This window comes from Bacillus sp. ISO11 (assembly GCF_003458115.1).
In the GTDB taxonomy this organism is placed as follows: domain Bacteria; phylum Bacillota; class Bacilli; order Bacillales; family Bacillaceae_G; genus Bacillus_A; species Bacillus_A cereus.
Map to the genome: position 1 here is coordinate 179,117 of NZ_QXCO01000007.1, position 26,643 is coordinate 205,759.

The window sequence follows — 26,643 nt, forward strand, 5'->3', positions numbered from 1 at the left end:
CCACAATTTTATGTAATACATTATGCCCCTACCTGCTGATCTGTACATATATTTAAAACGAATTGATGCCTTTCGAGCTTTTCATTTACTTTACCCAATAATTCTTGCTGGATTTCTTTAAATAAAAATTGATAGCTTGTATTCCACGTTGGTATAGCGGATGAAAGGCCTAATAAATACTCTTTTTTCTTTTCTAGTTCTTGAATTGTTAAAAAAGTGTTCCCCATTTTTGGCATGTGTCGTCCCCCTATGTTTTTTACTTTATATGTGTGAACGATTCACTATATAGTATTAATTATCGCATTTTTTGAGAGGGATTTCCAATTTTGTTTTATGATGTTAACGGATAAATGTGATTTGAATAAAAAAAGGAGACCAAATTTGGTCTCCTTTTAGCAAGTGACTTTGAACGAGTCGCTAGATAATATCCAGCTCCAGCGGCTAAAATGTTCGGTGGCTTCGCTTCTTCCGCCGAGGCAAAAAATGCCTCTATGTCAGAAGCTCCATCCCCCTCACATTTTGAACGAGCCGCTTCCGCTTTTAGATTAGTATCTAGCTCCAGCGGCTAGAACAGTCGGCCATTTCGCGCCTTCCTGTGAGGCAAAAGCGCCTCTTCGTCAGGAGCTCCAATGACCTCCTGTTCTGAACGAGCCGCTTCCGCTTTTAATTAAAATACTTGTTCTACTTCGATAACGCCTGGTACTTCTTCAAGTAACGCGCGCTCGATACCAGCTTTTAGTGTGATTGTAGAACTTGGGCAGCTTCCGCATGCACCCATAAGGCGTAGTTTTACGATACCTTCTTCAATGTCTACTAATTCAACGTCTCCGCCATCGCGAAGTAAGAATGGACGTAATTTATCTAATACTTCTAATACTTGTTCTTGCATATGTGGGTTTTCCATTTTTATCGACTCCTTTCATCAGTTTTATTATAATCAAGATAGAGGGGAAAATCTATTTTTTCTCTTCTTGTTTTATTGTCGAAATATTGTGTCGTGTTTTTTCAGTATAGGGGTATGGAATAAGTTTGTAAAATGATGTGCTTATGTAATAAGACATCTGAATATACTGTTGGGACAAGAAGTGGGGGAGAAGAAATGGTTAATGTTCAAGTGTATGGGACGAAAGTAATTTGTGCGAGCTGTGTTGGAATGCCATCTTCAACAGAAACGTTTGAATGGTTACAAGCGGCAATTGGTCGTAAATATGAAGGACAAGAAAATAAATTTAATTTCGAGTATATTGATTTCCAGGAAGAACAAGAAGATGCGGATAAAAAAGCATTCGCAGAGCGCGTAGTGGAAGAAGATTTATTTTATCCGGTCGTTCTTGTAAATGGAGAAATTGTTGGAGAAGGAAATCCTCGTTTGAAGGATGTTTACGAAGAAATCGAGAAATATTTATAAAACAAGAAGTCTTTGCGAATTTGCAAAGGCTTTTTTTATTGGAGGGATAGATATGAAAAATGGAGTGAAGCATGCGTTACCAACGGAAGTAGAGCAGTTAATGGAGCGGTACACAGTAGAATTAAAAGAAATTTTTTTGGATGAAAAAATAGTCGGGGTATATATTTACGGATCCATCGCACTAGGTGCATTTCATAAGGAAACGAGCGATGTTGATTTTGTTACAGTGATAAATGATTCCGTGAATGAAGCTGAAAAACAGCAGCTTGTGGAACTACATAAGAAACTTAGTGATAATATGCTAGGTAAAAGAATGGACGGTATGTATATTCCGCTTGCTGACTTAGGGAAATACAATGATGAAATGAACGAGTATGTGTATTGTGCAGATGGTAAAGCTAATGTTGGTCATTGGGACATTAATGCGGTCACATGGTGGACGTTGAAAAATCAAGGCATGACAGTTACCGGAAAAGAAGCAGAAGATCTTCCACTGCAAATACAATGGAATGATGTAGTAAATACGATGAAATATAACGTAGAACAGTACTGGAGTGAAAAGGCGAAGAAGCCATATTTATTTTTTATAGAAGAGTGGGTAGAATCAGCTGTCGTTACGATGGGACGTATTTTATATACACTAGATCATAAAACAATCGTTTCAAAAGATAGAGGCTTGCAATACTTGTCACAACGTTCAGCGGAAGAATGGGAGCTTTTATTAAAAGAAGTAGCTAGAATACGGCAGAACCCAAAAGAAAAGCGAATGATCTCAAGGTGGAGAAGGGCAGATATGACGAAGAGGTACTTACTGCATTTAATTGAGACGTGTAGAGAGAAATGGTAGGGAAGAAAATGGACAATACAGTGGGGTGTATTGTCTTTTTCATTTTGTAGTAGATAGAAAAGTATTTACAAGTATTGTGTAGAGGAAAGATAATAGAAAAAATATGTGCATGGGGGAAGATGATGAGTAAATATAAATTACATATAGATAGAGAACAATTATGGAAAGGATGCGTTTTAAATTCGATTGCCCATGCAATTAATGTAGCGCATTGTCCAGATTTCTCACATGAAAGTTCATGGGATGGATTTAACTATAGTATGCAAGATAGCCAAGGCGGACAAGGGGCAATTACGTTTCATCCGAATTACACGATTGTATGTCTTCAAGATGTGAATAGTGAGAGAATGGATGAGTGGATTGATGCGAAAAGTTATTTTGAAGGGGCACCTTCGGAAGTAATAGATATTGCGAAAGAAGAAGCACTTCAATACGTATTAGAAGAAGTAGAAGGCGAAACAGCTCCTTTTATTACAACTGCATTTTGGATTGAGGATAGTGGTGCGTATTCAATTGATTCATTTGAAGAGATGGAAGAGCACGGTGGATTCTTATTAGAAATTCCATTACTTGATACAGAATCAGCAATGGAAAGACTGGAAGAAGAGTATGAACTGACAGAGGAACAAATAGAGCTTTTACAACTCGTGTATGAGAAAAAAATCCAAAGGCCAAATGAGGAAATTAAGTTGTCTAAAGAAGAAGTAGCAATGATTGGAACGGAAGATAGCGAAGGATTGGAAGCTAGTAAGGAGTCATTTGCAGAAATGAATATTACTTGGGAGTTGTAGGATAGGATATAAAATTGTGATAAAGGACTAGTAGAAAGAACAATGTGAAATTACATTGCACTTTCTACTAGTTTTTTTATATACATATCAATTTCATGAAAGAATACGGGCTCTTTTTCCTCGGTATTCAGATGCACGGCGCAATGTAAATATTGCTGTAAATAGTGATTAGCTTGTTCGTACTGTTTTAATTTGTAGAAAGAAAAACAGGTAAGAAGTAGAAACGCTTTTTCTTCTAATATTGGAACGACAGCTAGTACCGGAGTAATGGAATGTATATTTATTTCCACTAAATTTTCATAAGATGTCCACGTTTGAAACCAGTCGAAAATAGTAGAAAGGTAACCCGGAATGTTGATAGTTTCATGTGAAACATTATGCAGAGGAAGTTAATAATGAACTATTCATGAGTTGTGTAAGTGGAAATATGTTTGAAATAGTAGAAGGCTAATTTGTGAGCTCTTTTAAGTCGAGATGTTTGTTTTAAAATAGTAGTATATATTCACTAAAAAAGATGTATAAAAATGATTTTGATGCATCCTTTTTAGTGAATATATAAAATAATTAACTTAGTGTATTAAAGATATGATACATGATTATTTTAATATATTTAAAAGTAAAATGAAATAAGAAACGGATAATTGTCGGAATATATTCGATTTCCGTTCATTTTTATGAAATATGTGTACTTTTTGTTAGATTCCTTCATTTTGTGCATATACAATAAATGTATATAGAAATAAGAAAAGGATGATGTACGTGAAGGACACTGTTTTACAAGAAACGATTTCTCCACAAGAATTACATAAAGTTGTTCAAAAGAATACAGCTTATTATGACTTTAAGTGGGGGAAAGTAGAAAATCCAGCGCAAGGGAATACATGGAATTGGGTAGCCTTTTTCTTCCCAACTTTTTGGTTAGCTTATCGAAAAATGTATAAGTTATTTATTATATTTGCGTTATTGGCTATACCTAGTATAGTTATACCCCCTTTTATAGATATTCCAGATGGGATTTATGTAACATTTAATTTAGCTCTTCAATTAGGAATGATGATATTTACTGGATGGCAAGGAAACCGTTTATATTACAAGCATGCTGTTCGTGTTTTTCGTAAGGGAGAAGATGCGTCTGATCATGAGAAGGCGTATTTCTTACAATCAAAGGGTGGCGTGAGTATTGCTGGTATGATTGGTTTACAAGTTATAGTCGGGATTGTGTTTGGGTTAGCTGCGTTCGGGCTGTCCTTTTTACCAACTGAACCGAATATTAAAAACGTTGTTCGTTCAAGTGGTGAAGGGGTTACGTTAGAGATTATGACTGATAATCCAACTTGGAAGTTTGTGAAGAAAGAAAAAGATTATGACGTAGTAGAGTTTACTGGTTATGATTATACAGAGAAGAAAAACGTGAAAATTAAATTTGCTGTTTATTTCGATGAAGATTATTTCGAGTGGCAAGAGATATATGAAGATAATAAGAAGTTAAGTGAAGAAGAAGTAGAAGAATATCAAATTTACATTGAAGAAAATAATTGGGGGTTCTAGAGGGAACTCATTCATTTTGAAAAGAAGAATCTTGTGAAGGTTCTTCTTTTGTTTATTAGGGGGAGAGAAATGATTTCAGCATGAATAGAAGCTCTAATAGGATCTATTAGTTTAAGTACGGGTTTACACACGAAAAAGATTGATGTTACATACGTTACTTGCGGCAGTATGAATGGTTTCGAATGACATATGAAGACGAGAAGTATCGAAAGTTATTTATTACGAACTACAAAGTTCGCTCATATTTACAAAGTAAGCTAAGAGTTCGATTGCTCGTAAAAAATAAAAATGCACAACGAAGATTTTTAAAATTAGTAGAAGAGCAAATAGAAAAACGGCATACAAATTGAAATTTTGTAAAATACAATAAAAAATGAGAATTTGAGGTAGGGTTGTCAATAACGTGAGACTATGGCACTATAAAGAAATGCTATACAAATTTTATTTATCGAGATGTAAACATCAATTTTGATTTTTACGTATAAATAATGAACGGAGGAAATGAATTTATGGCTACTTTACCAAATTGTCCAAAATGTAATTCAGAATATACGTATGAGGATGGCGTTCTTTTCGTATGTCCAGAATGTGCTCATGAGTGGGGCCAAGAAGCAGAAGCTGAAAATAATGATGGTGCAAAAGTTGTAAAAGATGCGAACGGAAACGTTCTTCAAGATGGCGATGCTGTTACTGTTATTAAAGATTTAAAAGTAAAAGGAACTTCTTCAGTTGTGAAGATCGGTACGAAAGTAAAGAGTATCCGTCTAGTTGATGGCGATCACGATATCGATTGCAAAATCGACGGTTTCGGAGCTATGAAGTTAAAATCACAGTTCGTTAAGAAGGCGTAAGTAAATAGAAGAGGAGGCGAATAGCCTCCTCTTTTTATTATGTCACTTTTTGTCGGTAAATCGATATTTCGTACAAAATCGTTGATATATTCTGAGTTATGATAGATATATTTGAAAAATCGTTGATATATTGCAAGTTATGATAGATATATTGAAAAAATCGTTAATATAATTTCACTCACCGAGAACGATGCATCATTTACTGAGCGAAAGTTACGATTTACCTCGCATCATAGTCAACCTCTTTCAACTGACATCGCTTATTAAAGAACGTTTTATATCCAAGCTGTAAAAAGATAATGACAGCAAAGGCAGTACTTCCAGAAATACCGAGTATGATGGCGATTTGATATTGAATGGCTGTGAATGGTGATACACCGGATAATATTTGACCAGTCATCATGCCTGGTAAGCTTATAATTCCCATTCCGACCATAGAATTAATTGTTGGTAAAATAGCAGAGTCAAAAGCGTCTCGAATGAGCGGAGCAGCTGCTTCTTTCGGTGTTGCGCCGAGCATAAGTGCACCTTCAATTTGACCTCTTTGCGATTTCATATTGTTTAAGAACGTATTTGCACCAAGAGAAACACCAGTCATGGCATTCCCAACTAACATTCCTGTAATAGGGACGATATATTGCGGAGCATACCAAGGGTCATGACCGATAATAACAAAGATAAATAGTAGAAGTGGTCCAATTGATCCGGCGATCATGGAAAGGGCGGCTACTCGTTTTAATTCTTTAGACATTGGGATGTTAACCCGTTTATAAATATTAAAAATTGCAAAGGTAGTAATAGAAGTGATGAGAGCGATTGTATAAAATGGATTACTGTTTTCAAATACGTATGTAAGGACATATGCAACAAGTACGAGCTGAATCGTCATACGGAATGTTGCGAGCGCGATTTGTTTTTCGCGAGGTATTCCTTTTAATTTTACAAGTCCAATTAAAATAAGAATGAAAATATAGGCAGCTGCAAGTTGCCAAATTTGGAGTTCAATAACGCCCTTCAACTGAGAGCACTTCCTTTCTAGTTGCACCCTTTGTTTTGCTAATTTCAATAATATCGTCTGCAATTTCTTCTGGAAGTTGTTGCGAGTGTGTGATGAAGATAACTGTTTTTTTCTTTTTTCGTGCTAGTTCAGTAAATTGTTTCATAACGCGGCGTTCTGTATCACTGTCTAATGCTGAAGTGGGTTCATCTAATAAATAGACAGGCGGATCCATAAGTACAATACGTGCAAAGGCAAGTCTTTGTTTTTCACCGCCGGATAATGAGGAGGTGCTATCTTCTAATTGCTTGTCTAAGCTAACGGTTTGTAATGCACTCCGCAGGGCATCATCATTTGGAAATGGTTTTTCAGAAAGACGAAGTCCCATTAATAGGTTGTCTTTAACGGTTCCATCAAAAATAGGTGGAGTTTGCCCAAGCATAACTACGTCACGACGTAATTGAATAGGGTAATAATCAGAAATTAACTTTCCGTTATATTCAATTGTACCGGATGTTGGGGATTGTAAATCATTTAACATGCGAAGTAATGTGCTTTTTCCGCTTCCGCTTTCACCGATAATACAAGTAATCTTTTCTTTTTGAATCTGTAAATAAGGAATGTGTAGTATATCTTTATATATAACGTCTTTTAATATAAACATAAATCGCTCCTTTCTGATTCTAGTTATATCGTATCAAAAAAAGAGGGGAAAATGGTTATAACGAACAACGTTTTTTCTTCGTCTTGAGTTTTATTAATAAGTTAAGTAAACGATCTAATTCTTGGCTGAAAGAAATCACTTTATCATGAGTGAATCCGTATCGTTCAACGAGATAGATTAGCTCTTTCTTTTTCGCTTCTATTCGATTGTTTAGTTTCGATAAGTTCATAAGTGGAATGTAATGCCTCCTACAAAAGTATTTATCACATGAAAAATAAGACCGAATGAACTCGGTCTTAAAGGAAGTAATAAAACAACTTACAAATAGCATACAATGTTTATCAATATTTTTTAATATAAAAATGAAAAATAAATCATTATAAATATTGAGAAAGATGTGTCTGATAATTTTTAAAAACTGATGCAAAGAGGCTGCCTACATAGTAGACAGCCTGTAAAGTATTAACCTTTATGATATTTGTACATCCAAAGAAGACCAGATTTTAATAATCTCGGTACACGTCCCATTAATGGTTGGTTTGCTAGTAAACCAAAGCCGTGCTTCTTACCAAGAGATCCTAGAACACCTTTTAATTTAATAACAGGTAGTTCATCCGGGAGTGGTTCATTATTCCAACGTTTTAATAATATTTGGACAATTTGTTCTCCTTGACCTTCAGCCAGTTGGGCAGATGGTGCATGTGGAAGTGCTGCGCAATCTCCTACAACGTAAACATGATCGTTATTTGGAATATTATGATATTTAGTTAAGACAACCCGTCCGCTACCATCTTGTTCAACTGGAAGGTTTCGAACAACTTCATTTGCTTGAATACCAGCTGTCCAGACGATTGCATCACATTCAAGTGGTTCATCGTGGTTGTACACAATATTTGGTTCTACTTTTGTAATGTTAGAGTTTCGTATAATGTTAACTTTATGCTTTACAAACCATTCTTCTACGTATCTACTTAATTTCTCTGGATATGGGAATAAAATTCTATCTTTTCGATCAAATAAATAGATTTTTAAATCAGAACGGCTTTCACGAAGTTCACTTGCTACTTCAACGCCACTTAAGCCAGCACCAACGACAGCTACTGTTGCATTTGGTTCTAGACTATTTAATTGTTCATATGTCTTACGTGTTTGTTCAATTGATTGTAGACTATGTGTATATTCTCTAGCTCCAGGAACGTTATGATATTTATCTTCACAGCCAAGTCCGATAATTAAATCATCATATTGGATCGCTTCGCCGCCATCAAGATGAACAGCTTTTTCTTCGAGGTCAATATTTGTTACTGTGCCGTATTGAATATTGAGGCGTGGGTGTTCAGGAAACGGTATACGAATATGCGTTTCTGAAATAGTACCCGCAACTAATGCATAATATTCAGTTTTGAAGCAATGATATGGTACTTTGTCGATTAATGTCACTTGTACATCATCCGGAAGTTGGTTGCTTGGAAGTAGCCTTTGCAGAATTCTCATTCCACCGTAGCCGCCACCTAGTATTACGAGGTGTTTCATGATGGATTACCCCTTTTCTGTTGAAATATCCCCTAATCATAAAATTTTATATTAATAAAATATTTTGACTTTACTCAATCAAATTATATCGAATTTGTGAACAAATAACAATGCATGAATGAATACTCTGTTGTACAATAAGAAGAAAAGTAAACTGTTTTTCTTTTTAAGTTACTCTTTCATTGTAAGTAGCATGTTATATAGAAGAAATCATCTACTTTGAAGTGAAGTAATGAAGTAACTAAATAGTTTAGACTGTGTAACGAAAACAACAAGAAACAGCTTAGTTTTCTTCTTATAGATAAAGTGAAAAGGTAATTTGTTTTGTAGTACAGGGGGGAGAATTTTGATTAAACCATTAATTGAATTTTGTGTAGGTAACCTTGCAAGTGGTTCACAAGCAGCTCTAGAAAAATTAGAAAAAGATCCGAATTTAGATGTAATGGAGTATGGTTGTTTAGGCTATTGTGGCATTTGTTTTGAAGGACCATTTGCACTTGTAAATGGTGAAGTTGTACAAGGTGCAACAGTAGAAGAGCTTGTTAATAATGTATATGAGTATTTGGATGAAAATCCAATGTTTTAAGGTGTTGCGAATTAGCAGCACCTTTTTCATTAGATAAAACTTTATTTCGTGGGGAAGACTAATACTGAGTATTAGTCTTCCCCAATCGAAAATAGTAGGATAAATAAAAAAAGGCCCTTTTTAGAAGGGCTTTTTTCTTACACAAATTGTGTAAGAGTGGCTCATCGCCAAACGTTGTCAAATATGAGAAACGGGGGACATTCATATTGTGTTCTAAAAGCATGCATTTTATACTTAACATAACAAATTATTTTTGGAGTGAATATAAATGAGCCAATTTTCTTTTACAAAAATGCATGGTCTTGGCAATAGTTATATATATGTAAATATGTTTGAAGAGCAAATTCCTGAAGAAGATTTAGCCCTTGTGGCCGAAAAGGTTTCAAATATTAATACTGGTATTGGAGCAGACGGGATGATTTTAATTTGCCCTTCAGACGTAGCTCCGGTGAAGATGCGTATGTTTAATAATGATGGTTCTGAAGGAAAGAGCTGTGGTAACGGTTTACGCTGCGTAGCGAAATATGCGTATGAGCATAAACTAGTAGAAGAAACAGTTTTCACAATTGAAACGTTAGCTGGTATTGTAACGGCTGAAGTAACAGTAGAAGATGGTGTCGTGACATTAGCAAAAATCGATATGGGAGCACCTCGTCTAACACGTGCAGAAATACCGATGCTTGGTGAAGGTGAAACACCATTTATTCGTGAAAACTTCTTATACAATAATCATCGTTATGCATTTACAGCTGTTTCAATGGGAAATCCGCATGCGGTTATTTTTGTTGATGATGTAGAAAAAGCACCTCTTACAACACTTGGACCAGTTCTCGAGACACATGAAATGTTCCCAGAGCGAGTAAATGTTGAGTTTATCGAAATTTTGAATAATGACGAGATGAACTTCCGCGTTTGGGAACGTGGATCTGGTGTAACGCAAGCTTGCGGAACAGGAGCGTGCGCTGCAGTTGTAGCTGCTATTTTAAATGGAAAGATGGAACGTGGTAAGGAAATTACAGTCCATTTAGCTGGCGGCGATTTAATGATTGCGTGGACTGAAGAAGGAAACGTGTTGATGAAAGGACCTGCGGAAGTAATTTGCCGCGGAGTGTATGAGTACAAGATAGAAGCGTAAAGATGTATAATGGACTAAGAACAGAAAGGAAGGTGTATTTCATGATTGAAGTAACAGAACAAGCAGCTTTTCAAATTAAAGATATGTTAAAAGATGCTGAAGATGGAGAGAAGTATGTGCGCCTTGCTGTACACGGCGGCGGATGTAGCGGTCTTTCTTACGGCTTAGGATTTGAAGTAGAACCAAAAGAAGACGACACAGTGCTTGAGTTTTTCGGTGTTGAATTTGTTATCGATACAGAAAGTGCTCCAATTGTTAAAGGAGTAAAAATTGACTATAAACAATCTATGCTTGGCGGCGGATTCACAATCGACAATCCAAACGCAATCGCATCATGCGGATGTGGATCATCTTTCCGTACAGCATCGAATGCTGGTAAGCCAGAAGAGTGCTAAGTTTTTAGCAGAAATAGAGAAAGACCTTTTTAGCGATAGAATAAAATCGTTAGAAAGGTCTTTTCTTTTTGCGTTAAAACAGGAAATGTATGTAAAGTTAATTTAGATATTAATTTAAATGTTATTATATATGGTATATATGATTAATGCTGTGAATTCGAGATTCATATTGTTCATTTTAAGATAAGATTATGTAGAAAAAATGTAAATGATTAGCAAAAATATACTATTTATTAGTTATATTTAATGTTAATATTTGTAACGAAGATGATTGGCGAGGGCTGATTAAAGTTTCACTTTATACAAAAAAGGTGCATGAGCGAGAAGGCTATAGCAAATTGTATAGAACTGAATAGTTCCGTATTAATTAAAATACGTTGATTATTAGATATAAAAAACACCGGGGGGATTAGAGTGAAGTCATTTAAGAGAGTACTTATAGTAGGGATGGCGTTGACTACAGTATCGATTTTGGGAGCTTGTTCTAGCGATACAGACGTATTAACAAAAGCAGGAGCAAAGCAACCAGCGAAGGCGGAAGGTGAAGTACTAAAAGATCAGAAGAAAACACCTATGACTACGAGCAAACGTGAAAGTATTAAAAATGAGGATGCACCATCATCACAAAAGCGTTATATTTCTCATGATGAATCTCAAAAGATTGAGGAAGGGATGACGTATACGGATATTCTTAATACGATTGACTATGGTGGTGAGAACATAAAACATTATAATAACCATGAAAAACGCGTATTTTATACTGAAAAAGATACGGATGGTACATATGAAATTATGGTTGAATTAAATACATATGGTTATGTTGTAAACATTGAACGTACTGCTATAAAGGATAAAGATACAGATAAAGAGAATCAGGTATTTACGAAACGTAGTGAAGAGCCTGTAAAGGAATATGAAGAAAAAAACGATCGTGTACCGTGGTATAAAGATGTAAATAACAATTCGGCAGCAGTAAGTTACAATCATTATTTGAAAATCAAAAAAGGTATGCCCGCGAATCAGGTAAAAGCTGCAATTGGACAGCCACATGTGATTGAGAAATATAAATCTTATTCAGTATATGACTATACTGGTTATGGTGGAGAAGGATCATTACGTGTAATCTTTGAACCGAATGGAACTGTTACGGATGTAGTGGAAGACGGTTTACCACGATAATAAATTAGTTACGGGAAGAATTGTAGTAAAGTTGTCTTTGATTTTATAAAGTTTTTGGGAGCATCTCCGAATATAGGTGAAAAAATAATTCTCTTAGCCATGTTAACTACAGTATTAGTATTTACCGAAGTTTCTTCCAAATTCAATAGCGTTATCGTGGATGTTGTTGTCGTATTATCTTTGTTGATATATACCGCAGTAGGGCAGAAATTGTAACTGGACGCGGAGGAGTAGCAGCTTCCTTTTAAAAGAAGGAGGAAAATATGATGGAGGATATTCTTGAATTTATAGGGAGATACGTAATTAAACCTATTATTAGTTTAGTGAGATATCTTGTAATAGAGATTATAATTGAGGGCATAATAGAAGGCGTAATAAACGGTATAAGGAAATTACGTGATAAGTGGCGAAATTGGCGTGAAAGACGTTATTGGCGGTAGTATAGCTGATGAGCGTGAGAAACAAAAACGTTATACAGAAGCTTAATGGAATGACAATTTCTAAAGTGAAGAAATAATTATTATCTTACAAAAGTGTAATGTTCATGTCATGTTTTTGAATTTCTTCTTTAAGCTCCGGGCTTTAAGATAAGAATATAAGAAAAAACATATGAGGTGAAGGAAATGAAAAGATACATTGCACTATTTAGTATTTTAGTTGTATTTGCAAGTTTGTTAGTTGGTTGTGATTTAAACCGTATGGGTAAAGATGAGTATTATGTTCAAATTACAGTAGATGGAAAAGAATTTGATAGTAAAGCTAGTAATGGGCAGAAATTTAAAGATTATGAATATAAGCTGACTGGCTTTGATAAAGACGGTAAAGAGAAAGAATTAGAATTTATAGCTCAAAAAAATCTTCGTAAAGAAGCATTCCTACGCGTATACCACTCAGATAAAAAAGGTGTAACAGCTTGGGAAGAAGTGAAAAAAGACGAGCTTCCAGCGAAAGTGAAAGAAAAACTAAGTGTGAAATAAGACAGATAAAAAGGAATTGACGAACAGGGTCAATTCCTTTTTTTGTTTTCAAATTCTTCTTCTGAAATGACTTTAAATCCGTGTCTTTTAAATAAAGCAGTTGTCACTCCGAAACCAGTTTGCTTATTACCGTTAAATTCTCCAGTGTAAATCGTAGAACTACCACAAGATGGGCTGCGTTCTTTTAAAATAATATATTCTGGGTGTAAATCTTTAATTTGTTCTAATGCTTTATAAGCACCATTTACGAAAGCTGCTGTGACATCTTCACCATTTTTTGTTATCACTTTCGCTTTTCCGTCTAAAACGTCGTCGCCATTCCCGCCAATAATTTCAGCGGAAGGACGAGGTGTTGGTAGTCCTCCTAATACTTCAGGGCAAATGAGGACTGTATCTTCTTTTTGCAGAAGCTCCTCTATTTTTGAAACGCGATTGTCATTCCCGTCATAACGGCAAGCAATCCCACCTAAACAAGCGCTAATTACGATCATATTTTCATCTCCATTAAAAAATATTAACTATCACGCCAATTTCGCTTCCTGCCTCTTACTTATAAATGAGGTGATATAAATGGGAAGCTTATATAATTTAATGAAACCATATAGTGAATTTCGAAGTAAAGAAGAGTTTAATACATATCAAAAACAAGTTTTGAAGTGCTACCGATTTCAATTGAATAAAACTGATTCTATCATTATTCATTTTTTAGGAAAATATGCGGTGAATGAGAAACAAAAAACAGTAGGGGTTGCTTGTCCATTAATGGGGACGATTGCGACGAATGTTGGAAAGAGTATTCGTACAGTACGCCGTTCAATTGCAAAGTTAGAGGAACTAGGAATTATAAAGCGTGTTGCAACAAAAGAAAGGCATAAACGCGGCGGGTATAGTGCGAACTTATATGTATTTCTTACATCTGCGATTGACCGCATGGATGACCGTATGAAAATGTCCGCTTGTAAAACTGAGGATAATGCAACTGGCTGTAGTAAAAATGAGCAAAAAATTGCTGGGGAAACAATTCTTTCTAAAAACATTTCACAAATAAAAGAGAAAAGAAAAGGAACGTATGAGCTTGATGAGACGTATTGCCGTCATGATATACCGAAGCCTTTTATATACGCACTGGTGCCGATGACGAGTAATCCGAAGAAAATTAATATATTTTGGAGTAAGGTCGAGCTTGCGTATAAAAAGAGTGGGTTACTAGAACAAGGTGTTTTACTAGAGCAAATATTAGCTGACGAAGAAGTGTATGGAAATTTAATTTGGCGCGTGAAAAGTGTTGTAAGAGCATATAAATATGGGGAAATTCGTAAAGACATTGGGGCACTTTTATACAGTACAGTGCGAGATTTATTTTTAGAGGTTGGATTAGAATGGGGAGCAGCATTAAGGAGAAGTAAGGGAATATCACTATTTGATCCATTCAAAAAAGAGCCATGCGTATAATACATGACTCTAAGTGGCTAATCGAACTTCCTTACAACTGGAACACGAATCGCTACAAATAGTACGAATACAATAACAGCTATCGCACCACTTTTCATAACGGTTACGATTGGAATTCCCATTGCAAGTGCAAGTGATGTGAATGCATAAGAGAGCGGGATAAAGCCCATTGATGATAGCATAAGTAAACTCATTACGCGTCCCATCATTTCTTCTTTTACTGTCGATTGAATCATTGCCATAAGCGGTACAATCGCCATTGCGATTGTAATACCATAAAACATGCCGGCTAATAGTGCTTGCCAAAGTACGGTGCTAAAGTTGATAGCTAAGAAGAATACACCAGACAATAGCATCATGATAATACAAAATAGACCGCGTCTACGATTAATATTTTTTAAACCTACAATGATAGCACCGATTGCCATTCCGCCGCCTACAGATGCTTCTAAGTAACTAAACTGGAGCGAATCACCATGCAGAACGTTTTTAACAAAAAGAGGGAAACCAACTTGCATCGGGCCGATTAAAAATAAGTTTAAAAAAGCGCTACAAATAAGGAAAGTTGAAAGGAATGGCGATTCCTTTACATATAAGATTCCTTCTTTAATGGAAGTGAACATACCTTTATCTGTATCTTTTTGTTCTGGCATCGTAAATTGTATTTTTTGAACGAGTATGGCAGCGACAATCAGTAATAAAATCGTAATGGAAAAGATTGTCTCATAGTTCGTAAATTTAATGAGAATACCACCAAGTACAGGGCCTAAGATGACCGATGCTTGGTTCGTCATTTGTGTAAGCGAATTTGCTTGTGTTAACCGGCTTTTTTCTACCAATTCCGGTAAGATAGATCCATCTGCTGACCAGAAGAAAGCATCAGCAAGTCCAAAGAATAAAGCGAATAAAGCAAATGTATATAGTGTTACATCACCGACAATGAACCATGTGAGAATGGTTGCGACAAGAATCGCTCGAATGATATTGGAGTAAAACATAATGTTTTTTTTCGGGAATTTATCAGCTACAGCGCCGCCGACAATCATAAAAATAAGCCTTGGAACACTAAGAGCTACGAAAACAACACCGAGTGAAGCTTCAAGGTTTAATGTTTTTGCTATGTACCACGTTTGTGAAAAAGTAAAAAAGGCTAAAGCAAAGCTTGAAAAAAGAGTAGCTGCCCAAAGAAAAAGGAAATTCGTATTTTTTAATAACGGTTTTCCGCTTCCTTCTAAAGCAGTTTTATTTTGTTGTAGTTCCTCCATATTGCTTCCTTTCTATGTGACGAATTTAAACTAAAAAACTTATTAACAATCGTTTTATACAGTTTCTAATATTTCTATACTGCACTTTCTCATTGTAGACAATAATAATGAATTTGCCCAGTAGCTATTTAACGACAAAAAAAGATGCCGAATGGGCATCTTTTTTTAGGCTAACGCAATATAAATATCCAATTGAACGTTGTTTGGATCTAACGCTCTTTCATCGTAAAGCTCAAAGTCTGTTGTGAAGGCACGTTTATTTTCTTTCGACCATTTCCAAATATATTCCCAAGCTTCACAAACGACTTCAGCAACTGGTCCTTTTCTTGTTGTAAATACCGCATATGTAGCGGCAGGTATTGTTAAAGTTGTCATATTTTCAGGAACGTCTTCTAATGAAGAAACAGGCATACCGATTGTAAATTGATATGTACCGGTTTCATCTGATTCGTAGTTTGAGTAGAAAGCGAATGTTTCTTTCGTTTGTTGATTTGGGATGTGATGCATCATTTGTTCTTGAAAGTATCGGTTCCAAAGTTGTGGAATGTTTCCTTCAGTAGATGCCTCTTTTTCATTAGTCGTCGTAACCGAAACGCCGATTGCGTGGAAAGCTTCTTTTTTTACGATAATAGGTTCGTGTAGCATAAAAAATTCCTCCTTTTTTAAAAAAAAAGAACATTTGTTCTTGTTTTAATATAACATATTTTTACATGTAACGGTTGTTATTTTTAGAAAATTTTAATCATAAAAAACAAACTGAAAATAACTAAAAAATGGTAAATTTTCTATTGTATGTATAAATAGGATGAGGAGTATGTTAAAATTTTTAAGTATCCTTTAACTGTTATATAAACCTATACAGCACGGTGTTTTTACTATATTAAAAGTATGGTAAAGGTTTGTATAAGTGTCCGGTATATATGTTATTTTTGATAAATTAAAATAGTAATATTCTATGAGATTTATATTGTTGACATTGGGATTTCAACGATACATTTTCGTAGGTCGGATTGTTGCGAGTGGATATATATTGCTATGTATTCGGCTACTAAATGAAAGGGTTACTGAAATGAAGTAGGCGGATAGCAAGTATATAGAAAGGAGAAAGGTAGAAAATATGAAGCAAGTATTGAAGTGTTTTAATGTCGTAACAATGATCACACTTCTTCTATCCATCATATTGCCTTCGCCCAGTGCTTTTGCTACAGAGATAAATAAAAAAAGCTGGGATGAGTTACAAGGAAATGATGTGAAAATTAAGGCAGATCAAGTGAATGCTGAAATGTATAAGGGAGAAGTAGCGGAGAGGGAGCACGTATTTCAATATAAGATTGAAAATACGGGAGATACACCAATCCGAGAATTAGTAATTAAACAAAATAATGACAATGGAATTGAGTTTCTTTCGCAATCTGTGAAAGTAAACGGAGAGAAGTTACTTGAAAATAAGGTAGCGGATTTCTATGTAGAGGAAAAAGATAATGGAGGAAAGGTTCTTTCTTCTAATCTTAAAATTCAAGATTTAAAATCACATGAAAAAATGACTGTATTAATAAAGGCTCGTCGTGCGCAACATTTTAATAAAGAGTATAAGCAAAAAATTAGTGTGCAAAAGGATCAACTACAAATAGGAAACATGTCTGTAGATGTTGAAGGGCTTCCTTCTGAAGAGAAGTTAGAAGCTAATACCGATGATGAGGCTGACAGTAGTAAGAAAGCTATCGGATCAACAACTGATTCAAAAACTAAAGAAGTGGATGGAAAATTAAAAGTATCTGTAGAAGATAAAAATACATCTGCACAAAAAACAGAAATAGAGAAGATAAAACAACCTGAGGCTGAGAAGCAACTAGAAAAAGAGAAAAAGCAATCACCTTTAGCAGTAAAGCAGAGTGATGCAGAAGTACAAGCTGCATCAGAAAATGCTTCGAAGGTTCAAATCCAAACAGGAGATAAACAAGGATTTGGAGACCCGTTGTATTCTACAATTGCTCCTGGTAATTTAGTACAGACTGGTAATGTGACGCTTGGTTTGACATCTGATCATTATGGCAGACAAAGTATGGGTTATAAAACGAATAAAATGACGGTTGATGTTGATAACGATGATAGTACTTTTAATTCGTCAACAGTTGCATTTCCTAACATTCCTGCTGGAAGTAAAGTGAAAAAGGCTTACTTATTCTGGACAGCAGCAATGGGGTTACCAGGAAATATCGCTGATAGAAAGGTTACCGAGGATCAAGTAAGGCAACCAGTCGAAATGAGAATGGGAAATAAAGAATATGCAGAGGTAACTGCTGATAGCATAAGAAAAGCTGATTATCTACCTTATATTTCTAATTACTCAGGTAGTGGCGCAGGATATGTAGCGTATGCAGATGTAACAAATATAATTGCACAGCAAGGTATTTCTCAAACGTTGACAGTTGCAAATGTGCCACAAATTAAAGATGTAACAGGTGGCGGCTATTACTGGGGTAACTGGAATCTTATATTAGTTTATGAAAACTATAAAGAAACAGTAAAAGACATGAAGATTTGGGAAGGGCTAGTCTCTCAAAAAAGTACAGCCTGGACAGATATTAGTGTTAATAAAATAAACACACCAAAAGAAGGCGCTTTTAAGGCGAAATTTAGTTATTTTTCATCGCAAGGTGATCCAGCTGATAATGATGGATATGCCTATGATTATGGAGAGTATGATTTTGGGTTAGGGTATCAAAAGTTTAAAAATATTAAAGGTAAAGATAATGATGTTAATGACTCATCTATGACAGAAGTACAAGTAGATGGCACTAACGAATTTGTTACGAAAAAATACCCAGGATATAATCCAGATTGGACAAATTCTTTCAGTACAGATATTCATACGTATCACCTTGAAGGACCCACTCAAGTAAAGAATGATTTGAAAGAAGGAAAAATGCGTTTTAGAGCATATGGTGGTGGCGGTGATATTTACGTATTAAACAACTCCACATTCGTTACAGAACATAATGCTCCAAACTTACAAGTTGATAAAAAGGCATTAGATAGTACCGGTAAAGAAGTTAAGGAAATTAAAGCTGGTGAAGAGTTTACGTATCAAATTGAAGTGAAAAATGATACGAAAAATAATCAAGCGCCGGTATCGAATGTAAAAGGTTTTGATAAATTAGATGACCGTTTAGAGTATGTTCCAGGGTCTATTCAATATGTTTCTGGAAGTAGTAAAGGAAATAAAACAGATGATGCAAGCGATGATGAAGCGGAGTTTGTAAATAATCAAATTGATTTCCGTGTTGGTGAAGGTGCTAATGCTAAAGACGGCGGTGTTTTAAAGCCTGGTGAAAGTACCGTTATTACATTCAAAGTAAAAGTGAAAGATTCTGTACAATCAGATACAACAGTAAAAAATGTCGTTGTTGTAAAGGGACAAGATAGTGCCGAGATAAAGTATGAAACTGAGGACGATGCAAATGTTACGGTTACTACCCTAAAAGAAGTTCCAGGGGAAATAGAGGCGAGAAAAATAGCTTCTAATAAAACACCGAAGTTAGGTGATGAGGTAGAGTATCGTATTACATTTAAAAATAAGACAAAAGATGGACGTCTAGATGTATAGACCATTGAAGACGAATTACCAAGTAGTCTTGAATACGTGAAAGATAGTTTGAAAGCTGAAGGTGTAAAACCAGAGCCAGTAGAGCTGAAGTTTGAAAATGGAAAAGTAATTGCAAAGTATCCAGAAATTATGGATATGGAAGAAAGAAGTATCGTCTTTAAAACAAAAGTAAAAGAAACTGCAAAAATTGGTGAAGAAATTGTTAATAAAGCAACCGTTAGAGATAAAACAAATCCACCAAAGAATCTAGAAGAGAAGATTACACCACAGCATAAGGCCGGTAAAATTGCTGCAAAGAAAAAAGCAACAAATAAGAAGCCGAAGCTAGGAGAAGAAGTTGAATATCAAATTAGCTTTAAAAATACGGTGGAAAACGGAAAACTAGATGCAGTTACAATAGAAGATGAAATTCCAGCTAACTTAGAATTTGTTCAAGGCAGTGAGAGAGCTGAAGGTACTGAACCAAATCCAGTAGAGTTAAAAGTAGAGAATGGTAAGGTAATCGCAAAATATCCAGAGATTACGGATACAAAAGAGCGAAGCATCGCCTTTAAAGTGAAAGTAAAAGAAGAGGCAAAAGCGGGAGAAACGATTGTTAATAAAGCGGTTGTGAGTGAGCCAAATGGACAGTCTGAGCATCCAGAAGAAAAGATTACGCCGGATTATAAATACGGTAAAGTGGATGTAGAAAAAAACGTAACGAATCAAACACCAAAACTAGGAGAAGAAGTGGAATACCGAATTACATTTTATAATACGGTAGAAAACGGAAAACTAGAAACGGTGCTAGTAGAAGATACACTACCTAAAGGTGTTGAATACGTGAAAGATAGTTTGAAAGCTGAAGGTATAAAACCAGAGCCAGTAGAACTAAAAGTGGAAGATGGCAAAGTAATGGCCAAGTATCCAGAGATTATGGATACAGAAAAAAGAAGTATTGTTTTTAAAGTGAAAGTAAAAGATTCGGCAAAGGTAGGGGAGGCAATTGTAAATAAAGCAATTGCAAAAGATCCGAAAAATGAGCCTGTTGAATCGAAGGTTGTTATTACACCGCAAAGTAAAAAAGGTGAAATTGCTGCTACAAAGGTAGTTAATAATAAGAAGCCGAAGTTAGGTGAAGAAATCGAGTACCGCATTAGTTTTCATAATACGGTTGAGAACGGAAAACTAGAAACGGTGCGAGTGGAAGATACAATTCCAAAAGGTCTTGAATATGTAGAAAATAGCATCAAGGCCGAAGGAGAAGCACCTGAACCAGTAGAATTAGCTGTTGAAAATGGGATAGTCAAAGCTAAGTATATCGATATTATGGATATGAAAGAAAGAAGTATCGTCTTTAAAGTAAAGGTGAAGGAAGAAGTAAAAGTAGATAAAGAGATTGTCAATAAAGCAATTGTTGATGATACGAAAAATCCACCGATTGAACCGGAGGAAAGAATTACTCCGCAACATAAGGATGGAATAATTGATTCAAAGAAGACAGTAGATAATCCATCACCAAAACTAGGAGAAGAAGTAGAATACCGAATTAGCTTTAAGAACACGGTAGAAAATGGAAAACTAGAAAAGGTAATAATAGAGGATACAATTCCTAACGGTTTAGAGTATGTAAAAGGCAGTGAAAAGGCTGAAGGTGATAAACCAGCTCCATTAAAGTTAAGTGTGAAAGATGGAAAAGTTATTGCTGAATACGACAATATTACGGATATGAAAGAAAGAAGTATTGTCTTTAAGGTAAAGGTGAAGGAAGAAGCGGAAGTGGGGAAGGAAATCATCAATAAGGCAATTGTTGATGATATGAAAGATCCGAAAGAACCAGAAGCGAAAATTACACCATTACACAAAGATGGAAAAATTAAAGCGAAGAAAATCGTAAATAATGAAACACCGAAGTTAGGAGAAGAAGTAGAATACCGAATTAGTATGAAAAATACGGTAAAGAACGGAAAGCTAACAGACGTGACAGTAGAGGATACTTTACCAGAAGGTTTAGAGTATGTAGAAAATAGTTTGAAAGCAGAAGGTGCCGGAATAGATTCAGTAGAGCTGAAATTTGAAAACGGTAAAGTAATGGCAAAATATCCAGAAATTACGGATACAGAAGAAAGAAGTATCGTTTTTAAAGTGAAAGTAAAAGAAGAAGTAAAAGTCGGTAAAAAAATCATTAATAAAGCAACTATTGATGATTCGCAAAATAAGCCAGTTAATCCGACAGCGGAAATTACTCCTCAGTATAAAGATGGAAAACTTGAAGCAAAAAAGATAGTAAATAATGAAACGCCGAAGTTAGGAGAAGAAGTGGAATACCGAATTAGCTTTAAAAATACGGTAGAACATGGAAAGCTAACAGAGGTAAAAATAGAAGATGATTTACCAAATGGATTAGAGTATGTGAAAGATAGTTTAAAAGTAGAAGGTTCTAAGCCAGATCCAGTGGAATTAAAATTTGAAAACGGTAAGGTAATGGCAAAGTATCCTGAGATTACAGATACAAAAGAGAGAAGTATTACCTTTAAAGTGAAAGTAAAAGGTAAAGTGAGCGATTCAATTGTTAATGAAGCGATTGTGAGCGATACGAAACATCCGCCAGAAACACCGACAGCAGAAATTATTCCGCAACATAAAGACGGAAAAGTGAAAGCAAAGAAGACGGTAAATAATGAAACGCCGAAGTTAGGAGAAGAAGTAGAATACCGAATTAGTTTTAAAAATACGGTAGAAGACGGAAAACTAGCAGAGGTGAAAATAGAAGATACTTTACCAGAAGGTTTAGAGTATGTAGAAAACAGTGTGAAAGCAGAAGGTACTAAACCGGATCCAGTAGAATTGAAAATGGAAAATGGTAAGGTAATGGCGAAGTATCCAGAGATTACGGACACAGAAGAAAGAAGTATCACTTTTAAAGTGAAAGTAAAGGAAGAAGTGAAAGTCGGTAAAAAAATCGTTAACAAAGCAATTGTTGATGATACGAAAAATGAACCAGAAACACCGACGGCAGAAATTACTCCGCAGCATAAAGACGGAAAAGTGGAAGCGAAGAAGACGGTAAATAATGAAACGCCGAAGTTAGGAGAAGAAGTAGAATACCGAATTAGTTTTAAAAACACGGTAGAAAACGGAAAGCTAGCAGAGGTAAAAATAGAAGACAATTTACCAAATGGATTAGAGTATGTGAAAGATAGTTTACGAGCGGAAGGTACTAAGCCGGATCCAGTAGAACTGAAAGTGAAAGATGGAAAAGTAATCGCCAAATATCCAGAGATTACGGATACAGAAGAAAGAAGTATCGTCTTTAAAGCGAAAGTAAAAGAAGAATTTAAAGTTGGTGAAGGCCTTGTCAATAAAGTAGTTGTTGATGATACAAAAGATCCAACAACTTCAGAAGTAACAATTACGCCAGAATATAAAGACGGTAAGCTTAAAGCAGAGAAATTTGTAAACAATAAAAAACCGAAATTAGGAGAAGAAGTAGAATACCGAATTAGTTTTAAAAACACGGTAGAAAACGGAAAACTAGCAGAGGTAAATATAAAGGATGCATTACCAAATGGTTTAGAGTATGTGGAAGGCAGTATCACGGCAGAAGGTTCTAAACCGAAACCAGTAGAGCTACATGTGAAAAATAATAAGGTAATGGCAAAGTATCCAGAAATTACAGATACAGAGGAAAGAAGCATTGTCTTTAAAGCGAAGGTAAAAGAAAGCGTAAAAGTGGGAGAAGAAATCGTAAATGAGGCAATTGTAGATGATACAAAGAATCTGCCAGACGAGCCTTATGTACCGATTACACCACAATATAAAGATGGTAAAATTGAGGCAAGAAAAGAAGTAAGTAACCATGAACCGAAGTTAGGTGAGGAAATCGAATATCGAATTATTTTTAATAACACGGTGAAAGATGGAAAACTAGCAGAGGTAAAAATAGAAGATAAAATTCCAGCTGGATTAGAGTTTGTAGAAGGAAGCGAAAAAGCTGAAGGTGAAGAGCCAAAACCAGTGGAGTTGAAAGTAGAAAATGGTAAGGTAATGGCAAAGTATTCAGAGATTATGGATACGCAAGAAAGAAGTATTGTCTTTAAAGTGAAGGTAAAAGATTCGGTTACAATAGGGAAGGACATTACAAATAAAGCGATTATCCATGTTGATGATCCGAACCATCCAGTAATTGATCCGACAGCAAAAATTACACCACAATATAAAGATGGTAAAATTGCTGCTCATAAAAAGGTGAATAATCATAAACCGAAGCTAGGTGAAGAAATCGAATATCGAATTTCATTTAATAATACGGTGAAAGATGGAAAACTGGCAGAGGTTAAAATTGAGGATGAAATTCCGTTTGGTTTAGAGTATGTGAAAGATAGTCTAAAAGCAGAAGGTGATAAGCCGGCCCCAGTAGAGTTGAAAGAAGAAGCTGGTAAGGTTAGTGCGAAGTATGAAAATATCACTGACATGAAAGAAAGAAGCATTATCTTTAAAGTGAAGGTGAAAGATTCCGTTGAAGTGGACAAGGCGATTGTAAATAAAGCAATTGTTGATGATACAAAAAATCTACCAGAGCGACCAGAAGTAGATATTACACCGCAGCATAAAGATGGTAAATTTAAAGCTAATAAAAAGGTAAGTAAAAAAGATCCAAAGCTAGGAGAAGAAGTAGAGTACCGAATTAGTTTTAAAAATACGGTAGAAAATGGAAAACTAGCAGAAGTGAAAATTGAGGATCAACTACCAAATGGATTAGAGTATGTGAAGGATAGTTTAAAAGCAGAAGGTAATGAACCAAATCCGGTAGAGTTAAAAGAAGAAGCTGGAAAAATTACAGCGAAGTATGAAAATATTACTGATACAGCTGAGCGTAGCATTATCTTTAAGGTAAAAGTAACAGAAGCAGTAAAAGTCGGGAAGAAAATCGTGAATACGGCAATTGTGGATGATGATAATCCGAAGAATCCTCCGCAAAAACCAGAAGCGATTATTACACCGGAGTATAAGAATGGAAAAATAAAAGCTGAGAAAACAGTAAATAACCCAGCTCCAAAATTAGGAGAAGAAGTAGAGTATCGAATTACGTTCCGTAACGTAGTTGAGCACGGAAAATTAGCGAAGGTGAAAATTAAGGATGAATTACCAAACAGTTTAGAGTTTGTAGAAGGTAGCGAAAGAGCTGAGGGGGATAATCCAAAACCGTTGCATGTAAAAGTGAAAAACGGCATAGTACTCGCAGAATATCCAGAAATTACGGATACGAAAGAAAGAAGTATCGTCTTTAAAGCAAAAGTGAAAGAAAAAGCTAAAATTGGCGAAGCGATTGTGAATACGGCGGTTGTGGAAGATACTATAAATCCACCAGAGAAACCGAATGTCGCGATACAACCTCAACATAAAGAGGGTGTATTACAAGCTGAAAAGACAGTGAGTAACCATGAACCGAAGTTAGGAGAAGAAGTAGAATATCGAATTAGTTTTGAAAATACAGTAGAAAACGGCAAACTAACTGAGGTAAAAGTAGAGGACGAAATTCCAGCTGGTTTAGAATACGTACAGGATAGTATAAAGTCTGATGGGCCGGAACCAAATCCAGTAGAACTTAAAGTTGAGAATGGAAAAGTAACAGCAAAGTATCCAGAAATTACGGATACGAAAAAAAGAAGTATCATCTTTAAAGTGAAAGTACAAGAAACGGTACAAGTAGGAAAAGAAATTATAAACAAGGCGGTTGTGGATGATAATAATCCGACAAATCCACCAGTTGAGTCACTTATACCAATTACACCTCAATATAAAGATGGGAAACTAGAGGCAAGGAAAGAAGTAAGTAACCATGAACCAAAGCTAGGGGAAGAAATCGAATATCGAATTACTTTTAACGGCACAGTAGATGGCGGGAAGTTAGTTGATGTAAAGATTGAAGATGAAATTCCGTCTGGTTTAGAGTATGTGAAAGAAAGTCTGGAGGCCGTAGGTGATAAGCCTGTGCCAACAGAACTTAAAATCGAGAATGGAAAAGTAACAGTGAAGTATCCAGAAATTACGGATACGAAAGAAAGAAGTATCATCTTTAAAGTAAAGGTAAAAGAATCAGTAAAAGTTGGAGAGGAAATAACAAATAAAGCGATCATTCATGTAGATGATCCAGATCATCCAGTTATGGAACCGACAGCGACAATAAAGCCAGAATATAAAGATGGTAAGTTAAAAGCGACGAAGACAGTAAATAATAAAGAACCGAAGCTAGGAGAAGAAGTAGAATACCGAATTAGTTTCAAAAATACGGTAGAAAACGGCAAACTAGCAGAGGTAAAGGTAGAAGATGAAATTCCAGCCGGTTTAGAGTACGTGCAAGATAGCATTAGATTTGAAGGGGCTGAACCAAATCCAATAGAGTTAAAAATGGAGTTTGGAAAAGTAATAGCAAAGTATCTAGAAATTACAGATACGAAAGAACGTAGTATTATTTTTAAAGTGAAGGTAAAAGCAGCACCAAGTAAAGGGATAACAAATAGAGCGGTAGTGGACGATAAAATAAATCCACCACTTGAGCCTACAGTTACAATTTTACCGAAAACAAAAGAAGATCTTAAGATACCAGAAGAGCCGAAGGAACCAGAAGTGAAACCGGAAGAGCCGAAAGAACCGAAGGAACCAGAAGTGAAGCCGGAAGAGCCGAAGGAACCAGAAGTGAAACCGGAAGAGCCGAAGGAACCAGAAGTGAAACCGGAAGAGCCGAAGGAACCAGAAGTGAAACCGGAAGAGCCGAAGGAACCAGAAGTGAAACCGGAAGAGCCGAAGGAACCAGAAGTGAAACCGGAAGAGCCGAAGGAACCAGAAGTGAAACCGGAGGAACCGAAAGAACCAGAAGTGAAACCGGAGGAACCGAAAGAACCAAAAGAACCAGAAGTGAAACCGGAAGAGCCGAAGGAACCAGAAGTGAAACCGGAAGAGCCGAAAGAACCGAAGGAACCAGAAGTGAAGCCGGAAGAGCCGAAAGAACCGAAGGAACCAGAAGTGAAGCCGGAAGAGCCGAAAGAACCGAAAGAACCAGAAGTGAAGCCAGAAGAGCCGAAAGAACCAGAAGTGAAACCGGAGGAACCGAAAGAGCCGAAGGAACCAGAAGTGAAACCGGAGGAACCGAAAGATCTGAAGAAACCAGAAGTGAAACCGGAGAAACCGGAAGTAAGACTGGAAAAGTTAATTAAAGAACCGCAAGTAAAAGTAGAAAAAGAATTACCGAAAACAGGGGCAGCACATTCATGGATGATGTCAGTTGGTGCGGGAATTTCATTCTTAGTTGGCGGAGTATTATTCGTATTAGGTAGAAGAAGAAAACAATAATTTTTTAGACGAAAAGCACACTGAGTTCGATAGTTTATTGGACTCAGTGTGCTTTTATGTTATATAAAAGGAAAGC

Annotated in this window: 20 protein-coding genes and 4 pseudogenes; 14 read left to right on the top strand and 10 right to left on the bottom strand. The window is 35.8% G+C overall.

Annotated features, from left to right (window positions below; all coding sequences use genetic code 11):
• Positions 1-20 precede the first annotated feature (20 nt).
• Together D1166_RS10070 and D1166_RS10075 are read right to left on the bottom strand one after the other, a co-directional pair.
• Positions 21-236 carry a hypothetical protein gene (locus tag D1166_RS10070; RefSeq protein WP_001125495.1) on the bottom strand — a complete coding sequence of 72 codons (216 nt, stop codon included), beginning with the start codon at positions 234-236 and terminating at the stop codon, positions 21-23.
• A 431-nt stretch (positions 237-667) separates the two neighbouring features.
• Positions 668-904, bottom strand: coding sequence for a NifU family protein (locus D1166_RS10075; RefSeq protein WP_000431159.1), 237 nt, complete (start codon positions 902-904; stop codon positions 668-670).
• Between the two features lie 195 nt (positions 905-1,099).
• Here D1166_RS10075 and D1166_RS10080 point away from each other — a divergent pair, with 195 nt between their 5' ends.
• The 3 genes from D1166_RS10080 (at position 1,100) to D1166_RS10090 (ending at position 3,046) form a co-directional block, all read left to right on the top strand.
• On the top strand, positions 1,100-1,408 hold the full coding sequence (locus D1166_RS10080) for a YuzD family protein (protein ID WP_000248588.1): 309 nt from the start codon (positions 1,100-1,102) through the stop codon (positions 1,406-1,408).
• A 52-nt stretch (positions 1,409-1,460) separates the two neighbouring features.
• A complete protein-coding gene (locus tag D1166_RS10085; protein ID WP_118043305.1) occupies positions 1,461-2,255 on the top strand; it encodes a nucleotidyltransferase domain-containing protein in 795 nt (264 codons plus the stop codon).
• Between the two features lie 122 nt (positions 2,256-2,377).
• Positions 2,378-3,046, top strand: a complete 669-nt coding sequence (locus D1166_RS10090) for a hypothetical protein (protein ID WP_118043302.1) — start codon at positions 2,378-2,380, stop codon at positions 3,044-3,046.
• Between the two features lie 50 nt (positions 3,047-3,096).
• On the opposite strand, the pseudogene D1166_RS32150 reads toward D1166_RS10090, so the two are convergent.
• Positions 3,097-3,429 (bottom strand): annotated as a pseudogene (locus D1166_RS32150) (DUF4304 domain-containing protein); the annotation flags it as partial.
• 367 nt (positions 3,430-3,796) lie between these two features.
• Between D1166_RS32150 and D1166_RS10100 the strand changes: the two are divergent.
• The 3 genes and pseudogenes from D1166_RS10100 to phnA all read left to right on the top strand — a co-directional run bounded on the left by D1166_RS10100 (position 3,797) and on the right by phnA (position 5,445).
• The gene (locus tag D1166_RS10100) at positions 3,797-4,594 is read left to right on the top strand and encodes a DUF2628 domain-containing protein (protein ID WP_118043303.1); all 798 of its coding nucleotides are present in this window, start codon (positions 3,797-3,799) and stop codon (positions 4,592-4,594) included.
• An 84-nt stretch (positions 4,595-4,678) separates the two neighbouring features.
• Positions 4,679-4,944, top strand: a pseudogene (locus D1166_RS31220) (hypothetical protein).
• A gap of 159 nt (positions 4,945-5,103) precedes the next feature.
• The gene (gene phnA / locus D1166_RS10105) at positions 5,104-5,445 is read left to right on the top strand and encodes an alkylphosphonate utilization operon protein PhnA (protein ID WP_000212737.1); all 342 of its coding nucleotides are present in this window, start codon (positions 5,104-5,106) and stop codon (positions 5,443-5,445) included.
• Between the two features lie 220 nt (positions 5,446-5,665).
• On the opposite strand, the gene D1166_RS10110 is transcribed toward phnA, so the two are convergent.
• From D1166_RS10110 to D1166_RS10125, 4 genes are all read right to left on the bottom strand, one after another.
• Positions 5,666-6,463, bottom strand: coding sequence for an ABC transporter permease (locus D1166_RS10110; RefSeq protein WP_000679246.1), 798 nt, complete (start codon positions 6,461-6,463; stop codon positions 5,666-5,668).
• Entirely contained in the window at positions 6,447-7,106 is a 660-nt protein-coding gene (locus D1166_RS10115; protein WP_000470265.1) for an ABC transporter ATP-binding protein, read from the bottom strand. Before D1166_RS10115 ends, D1166_RS10110 begins: the two co-directional genes overlap by 17 nt.
• Before the next feature lie 55 nt (positions 7,107-7,161).
• Positions 7,162-7,335 carry an aspartyl-phosphate phosphatase Spo0E family protein gene (locus D1166_RS10120; RefSeq protein WP_001054089.1) on the bottom strand — a complete coding sequence of 58 codons (174 nt, stop codon included), beginning with the start codon at positions 7,333-7,335 and terminating at the stop codon, positions 7,162-7,164.
• A 233-nt stretch (positions 7,336-7,568) separates the two neighbouring features.
• On the bottom strand, positions 7,569-8,639 hold the full coding sequence (locus D1166_RS10125) for an NAD(P)/FAD-dependent oxidoreductase (protein WP_000682077.1): 1,071 nt from the start codon (positions 8,637-8,639) through the stop codon (positions 7,569-7,571).
• Between the two features lie 346 nt (positions 8,640-8,985).
• On the opposite strand from D1166_RS10125, the gene D1166_RS10130 reads away from it, so the two are divergent.
• The 6 genes and pseudogenes from D1166_RS10130 (at position 8,986) to D1166_RS10150 (ending at position 12,911) form a co-directional block, all read left to right on the top strand.
• Entirely contained in the window at positions 8,986-9,225 is a 240-nt protein-coding gene (locus D1166_RS10130; protein ID WP_000595026.1) for a YuzB family protein, read from the top strand.
• A 268-nt stretch (positions 9,226-9,493) separates the two neighbouring features.
• Positions 9,494-10,360 carry a diaminopimelate epimerase gene (gene dapF / locus D1166_RS10135; protein WP_000077397.1) on the top strand — a complete coding sequence of 289 codons (867 nt, stop codon included), beginning with the start codon at positions 9,494-9,496 and terminating at the stop codon, positions 10,358-10,360.
• Positions 10,361-10,401: 41 nt separating this feature from the next.
• Positions 10,402-10,755: a HesB/IscA family protein gene (locus D1166_RS10140; protein WP_000573825.1), complete on the top strand. Its 354-nt coding sequence runs from the start codon at positions 10,402-10,404 to the stop codon at positions 10,753-10,755.
• A 414-nt stretch (positions 10,756-11,169) separates the two neighbouring features.
• Positions 11,170-11,934: a hypothetical protein gene (locus D1166_RS10145; RefSeq protein ID WP_097856207.1), complete on the top strand. Its 765-nt coding sequence runs from the start codon at positions 11,170-11,172 to the stop codon at positions 11,932-11,934.
• A 411-nt stretch (positions 11,935-12,345) separates the two neighbouring features.
• Positions 12,346-12,414 (top strand): annotated as a pseudogene (locus D1166_RS32155) (methyltransferase); the annotation flags it as partial.
• Between the two features lie 143 nt (positions 12,415-12,557).
• Complete coding sequence (locus D1166_RS10150; protein ID WP_000833145.1) at positions 12,558-12,911, top strand: YxeA family protein; 354 nt, start codon at positions 12,558-12,560, stop codon at positions 12,909-12,911.
• Positions 12,912-12,940: 29 nt separating this feature from the next.
• On the opposite strand, the gene D1166_RS10155 is transcribed toward D1166_RS10150, so the two are convergent.
• Positions 12,941-13,402: a 2-thiouracil desulfurase family protein gene (locus D1166_RS10155; protein ID WP_097856208.1), complete on the bottom strand. Its 462-nt coding sequence runs from the start codon at positions 13,400-13,402 to the stop codon at positions 12,941-12,943.
• Between the two features lie 79 nt (positions 13,403-13,481).
• Here D1166_RS10155 and D1166_RS10160 point away from each other — a divergent pair, with 79 nt between their 5' ends.
• Entirely contained in the window at positions 13,482-14,363 is an 882-nt protein-coding gene (locus tag D1166_RS10160; protein ID WP_000535260.1) for a helix-turn-helix domain-containing protein, read from the top strand.
• Positions 14,364-14,380: 17 nt separating this feature from the next.
• Here the strand turns inward: D1166_RS10160 and D1166_RS10165 are convergent, their stop codons facing one another.
• Positions 14,381-15,628, bottom strand: coding sequence for an MFS transporter (locus tag D1166_RS10165; RefSeq protein WP_000391942.1), 1,248 nt, complete (start codon positions 15,626-15,628; stop codon positions 14,381-14,383).
• Between the two features lie 165 nt (positions 15,629-15,793).
• Complete coding sequence (locus D1166_RS10170) at positions 15,794-16,273, bottom strand: GyrI-like domain-containing protein (RefSeq protein ID WP_000902159.1); 480 nt, start codon at positions 16,271-16,273, stop codon at positions 15,794-15,796.
• A 472-nt stretch (positions 16,274-16,745) separates the two neighbouring features.
• Between D1166_RS10170 and D1166_RS10175 the strand changes: the two are divergent.
• Positions 16,746-26,567, top strand: a pseudogene (locus tag D1166_RS10175) (isopeptide-forming domain-containing fimbrial protein).
• Positions 26,568-26,643: the final 76 nt, after the last annotated feature.

What these genes read in the sequence shown, in the direction of transcription:
- D1166_RS10070 (WP_001125495.1), bottom strand. Translation starts at nt 236, where the DNA reads ATGCCAAAAATGGGGAACACTTTTTTAACAATTCAAGAACTAGAAAAG.
- D1166_RS10075 (WP_000431159.1), bottom strand. Translation starts at nt 904, where the DNA reads ATGGAAAACCCACATATGCAAGAACAAGTATTAGAAGTATTAGATAAA.
- D1166_RS10080 (WP_000248588.1), top strand. Translation starts at nt 1,100, where the DNA reads ATGGTTAATGTTCAAGTGTATGGGACGAAAGTAATTTGTGCGAGCTGT.
- D1166_RS10085 (WP_118043305.1), top strand. Translation starts at nt 1,461, where the DNA reads ATGAAAAATGGAGTGAAGCATGCGTTACCAACGGAAGTAGAGCAGTTA.
- D1166_RS10090 (WP_118043302.1), top strand. Translation starts at nt 2,378, where the DNA reads ATGAGTAAATATAAATTACATATAGATAGAGAACAATTATGGAAAGGA.
- D1166_RS10100 (WP_118043303.1), top strand. Translation starts at nt 3,797, where the DNA reads ATGATGTACGTGAAGGACACTGTTTTACAAGAAACGATTTCTCCACAA.
- phnA (WP_000212737.1), top strand. Translation starts at nt 5,104, where the DNA reads ATGGCTACTTTACCAAATTGTCCAAAATGTAATTCAGAATATACGTAT.
- D1166_RS10115 (WP_000470265.1), bottom strand. Translation starts at nt 7,106, where the DNA reads ATGTTTATATTAAAAGACGTTATATATAAAGATATACTACACATTCCT.
- D1166_RS10120 (WP_001054089.1), bottom strand. Translation starts at nt 7,335, where the DNA reads ATGAACTTATCGAAACTAAACAATCGAATAGAAGCGAAAAAGAAAGAG.
- D1166_RS10125 (WP_000682077.1), bottom strand. Translation starts at nt 8,639, where the DNA reads ATGAAACACCTCGTAATACTAGGTGGCGGCTACGGTGGAATGAGAATT.
- dapF (WP_000077397.1), top strand. Translation starts at nt 9,494, where the DNA reads ATGAGCCAATTTTCTTTTACAAAAATGCATGGTCTTGGCAATAGTTAT.
- D1166_RS10140 (WP_000573825.1), top strand. Translation starts at nt 10,402, where the DNA reads ATGATTGAAGTAACAGAACAAGCAGCTTTTCAAATTAAAGATATGTTA.
- D1166_RS10150 (WP_000833145.1), top strand. Translation starts at nt 12,558, where the DNA reads ATGAAAAGATACATTGCACTATTTAGTATTTTAGTTGTATTTGCAAGT.
- D1166_RS10155 (WP_097856208.1), bottom strand. Translation starts at nt 13,402, where the DNA reads ATGATCGTAATTAGCGCTTGTTTAGGTGGGATTGCTTGCCGTTATGAC.
- D1166_RS10160 (WP_000535260.1), top strand. Translation starts at nt 13,482, where the DNA reads ATGGGAAGCTTATATAATTTAATGAAACCATATAGTGAATTTCGAAGT.
- D1166_RS10165 (WP_000391942.1), bottom strand. Translation starts at nt 15,628, where the DNA reads ATGGAGGAACTACAACAAAATAAAACTGCTTTAGAAGGAAGCGGAAAA.
- D1166_RS10170 (WP_000902159.1), bottom strand. Translation starts at nt 16,273, where the DNA reads ATGCTACACGAACCTATTATCGTAAAAAAAGAAGCTTTCCACGCAATC.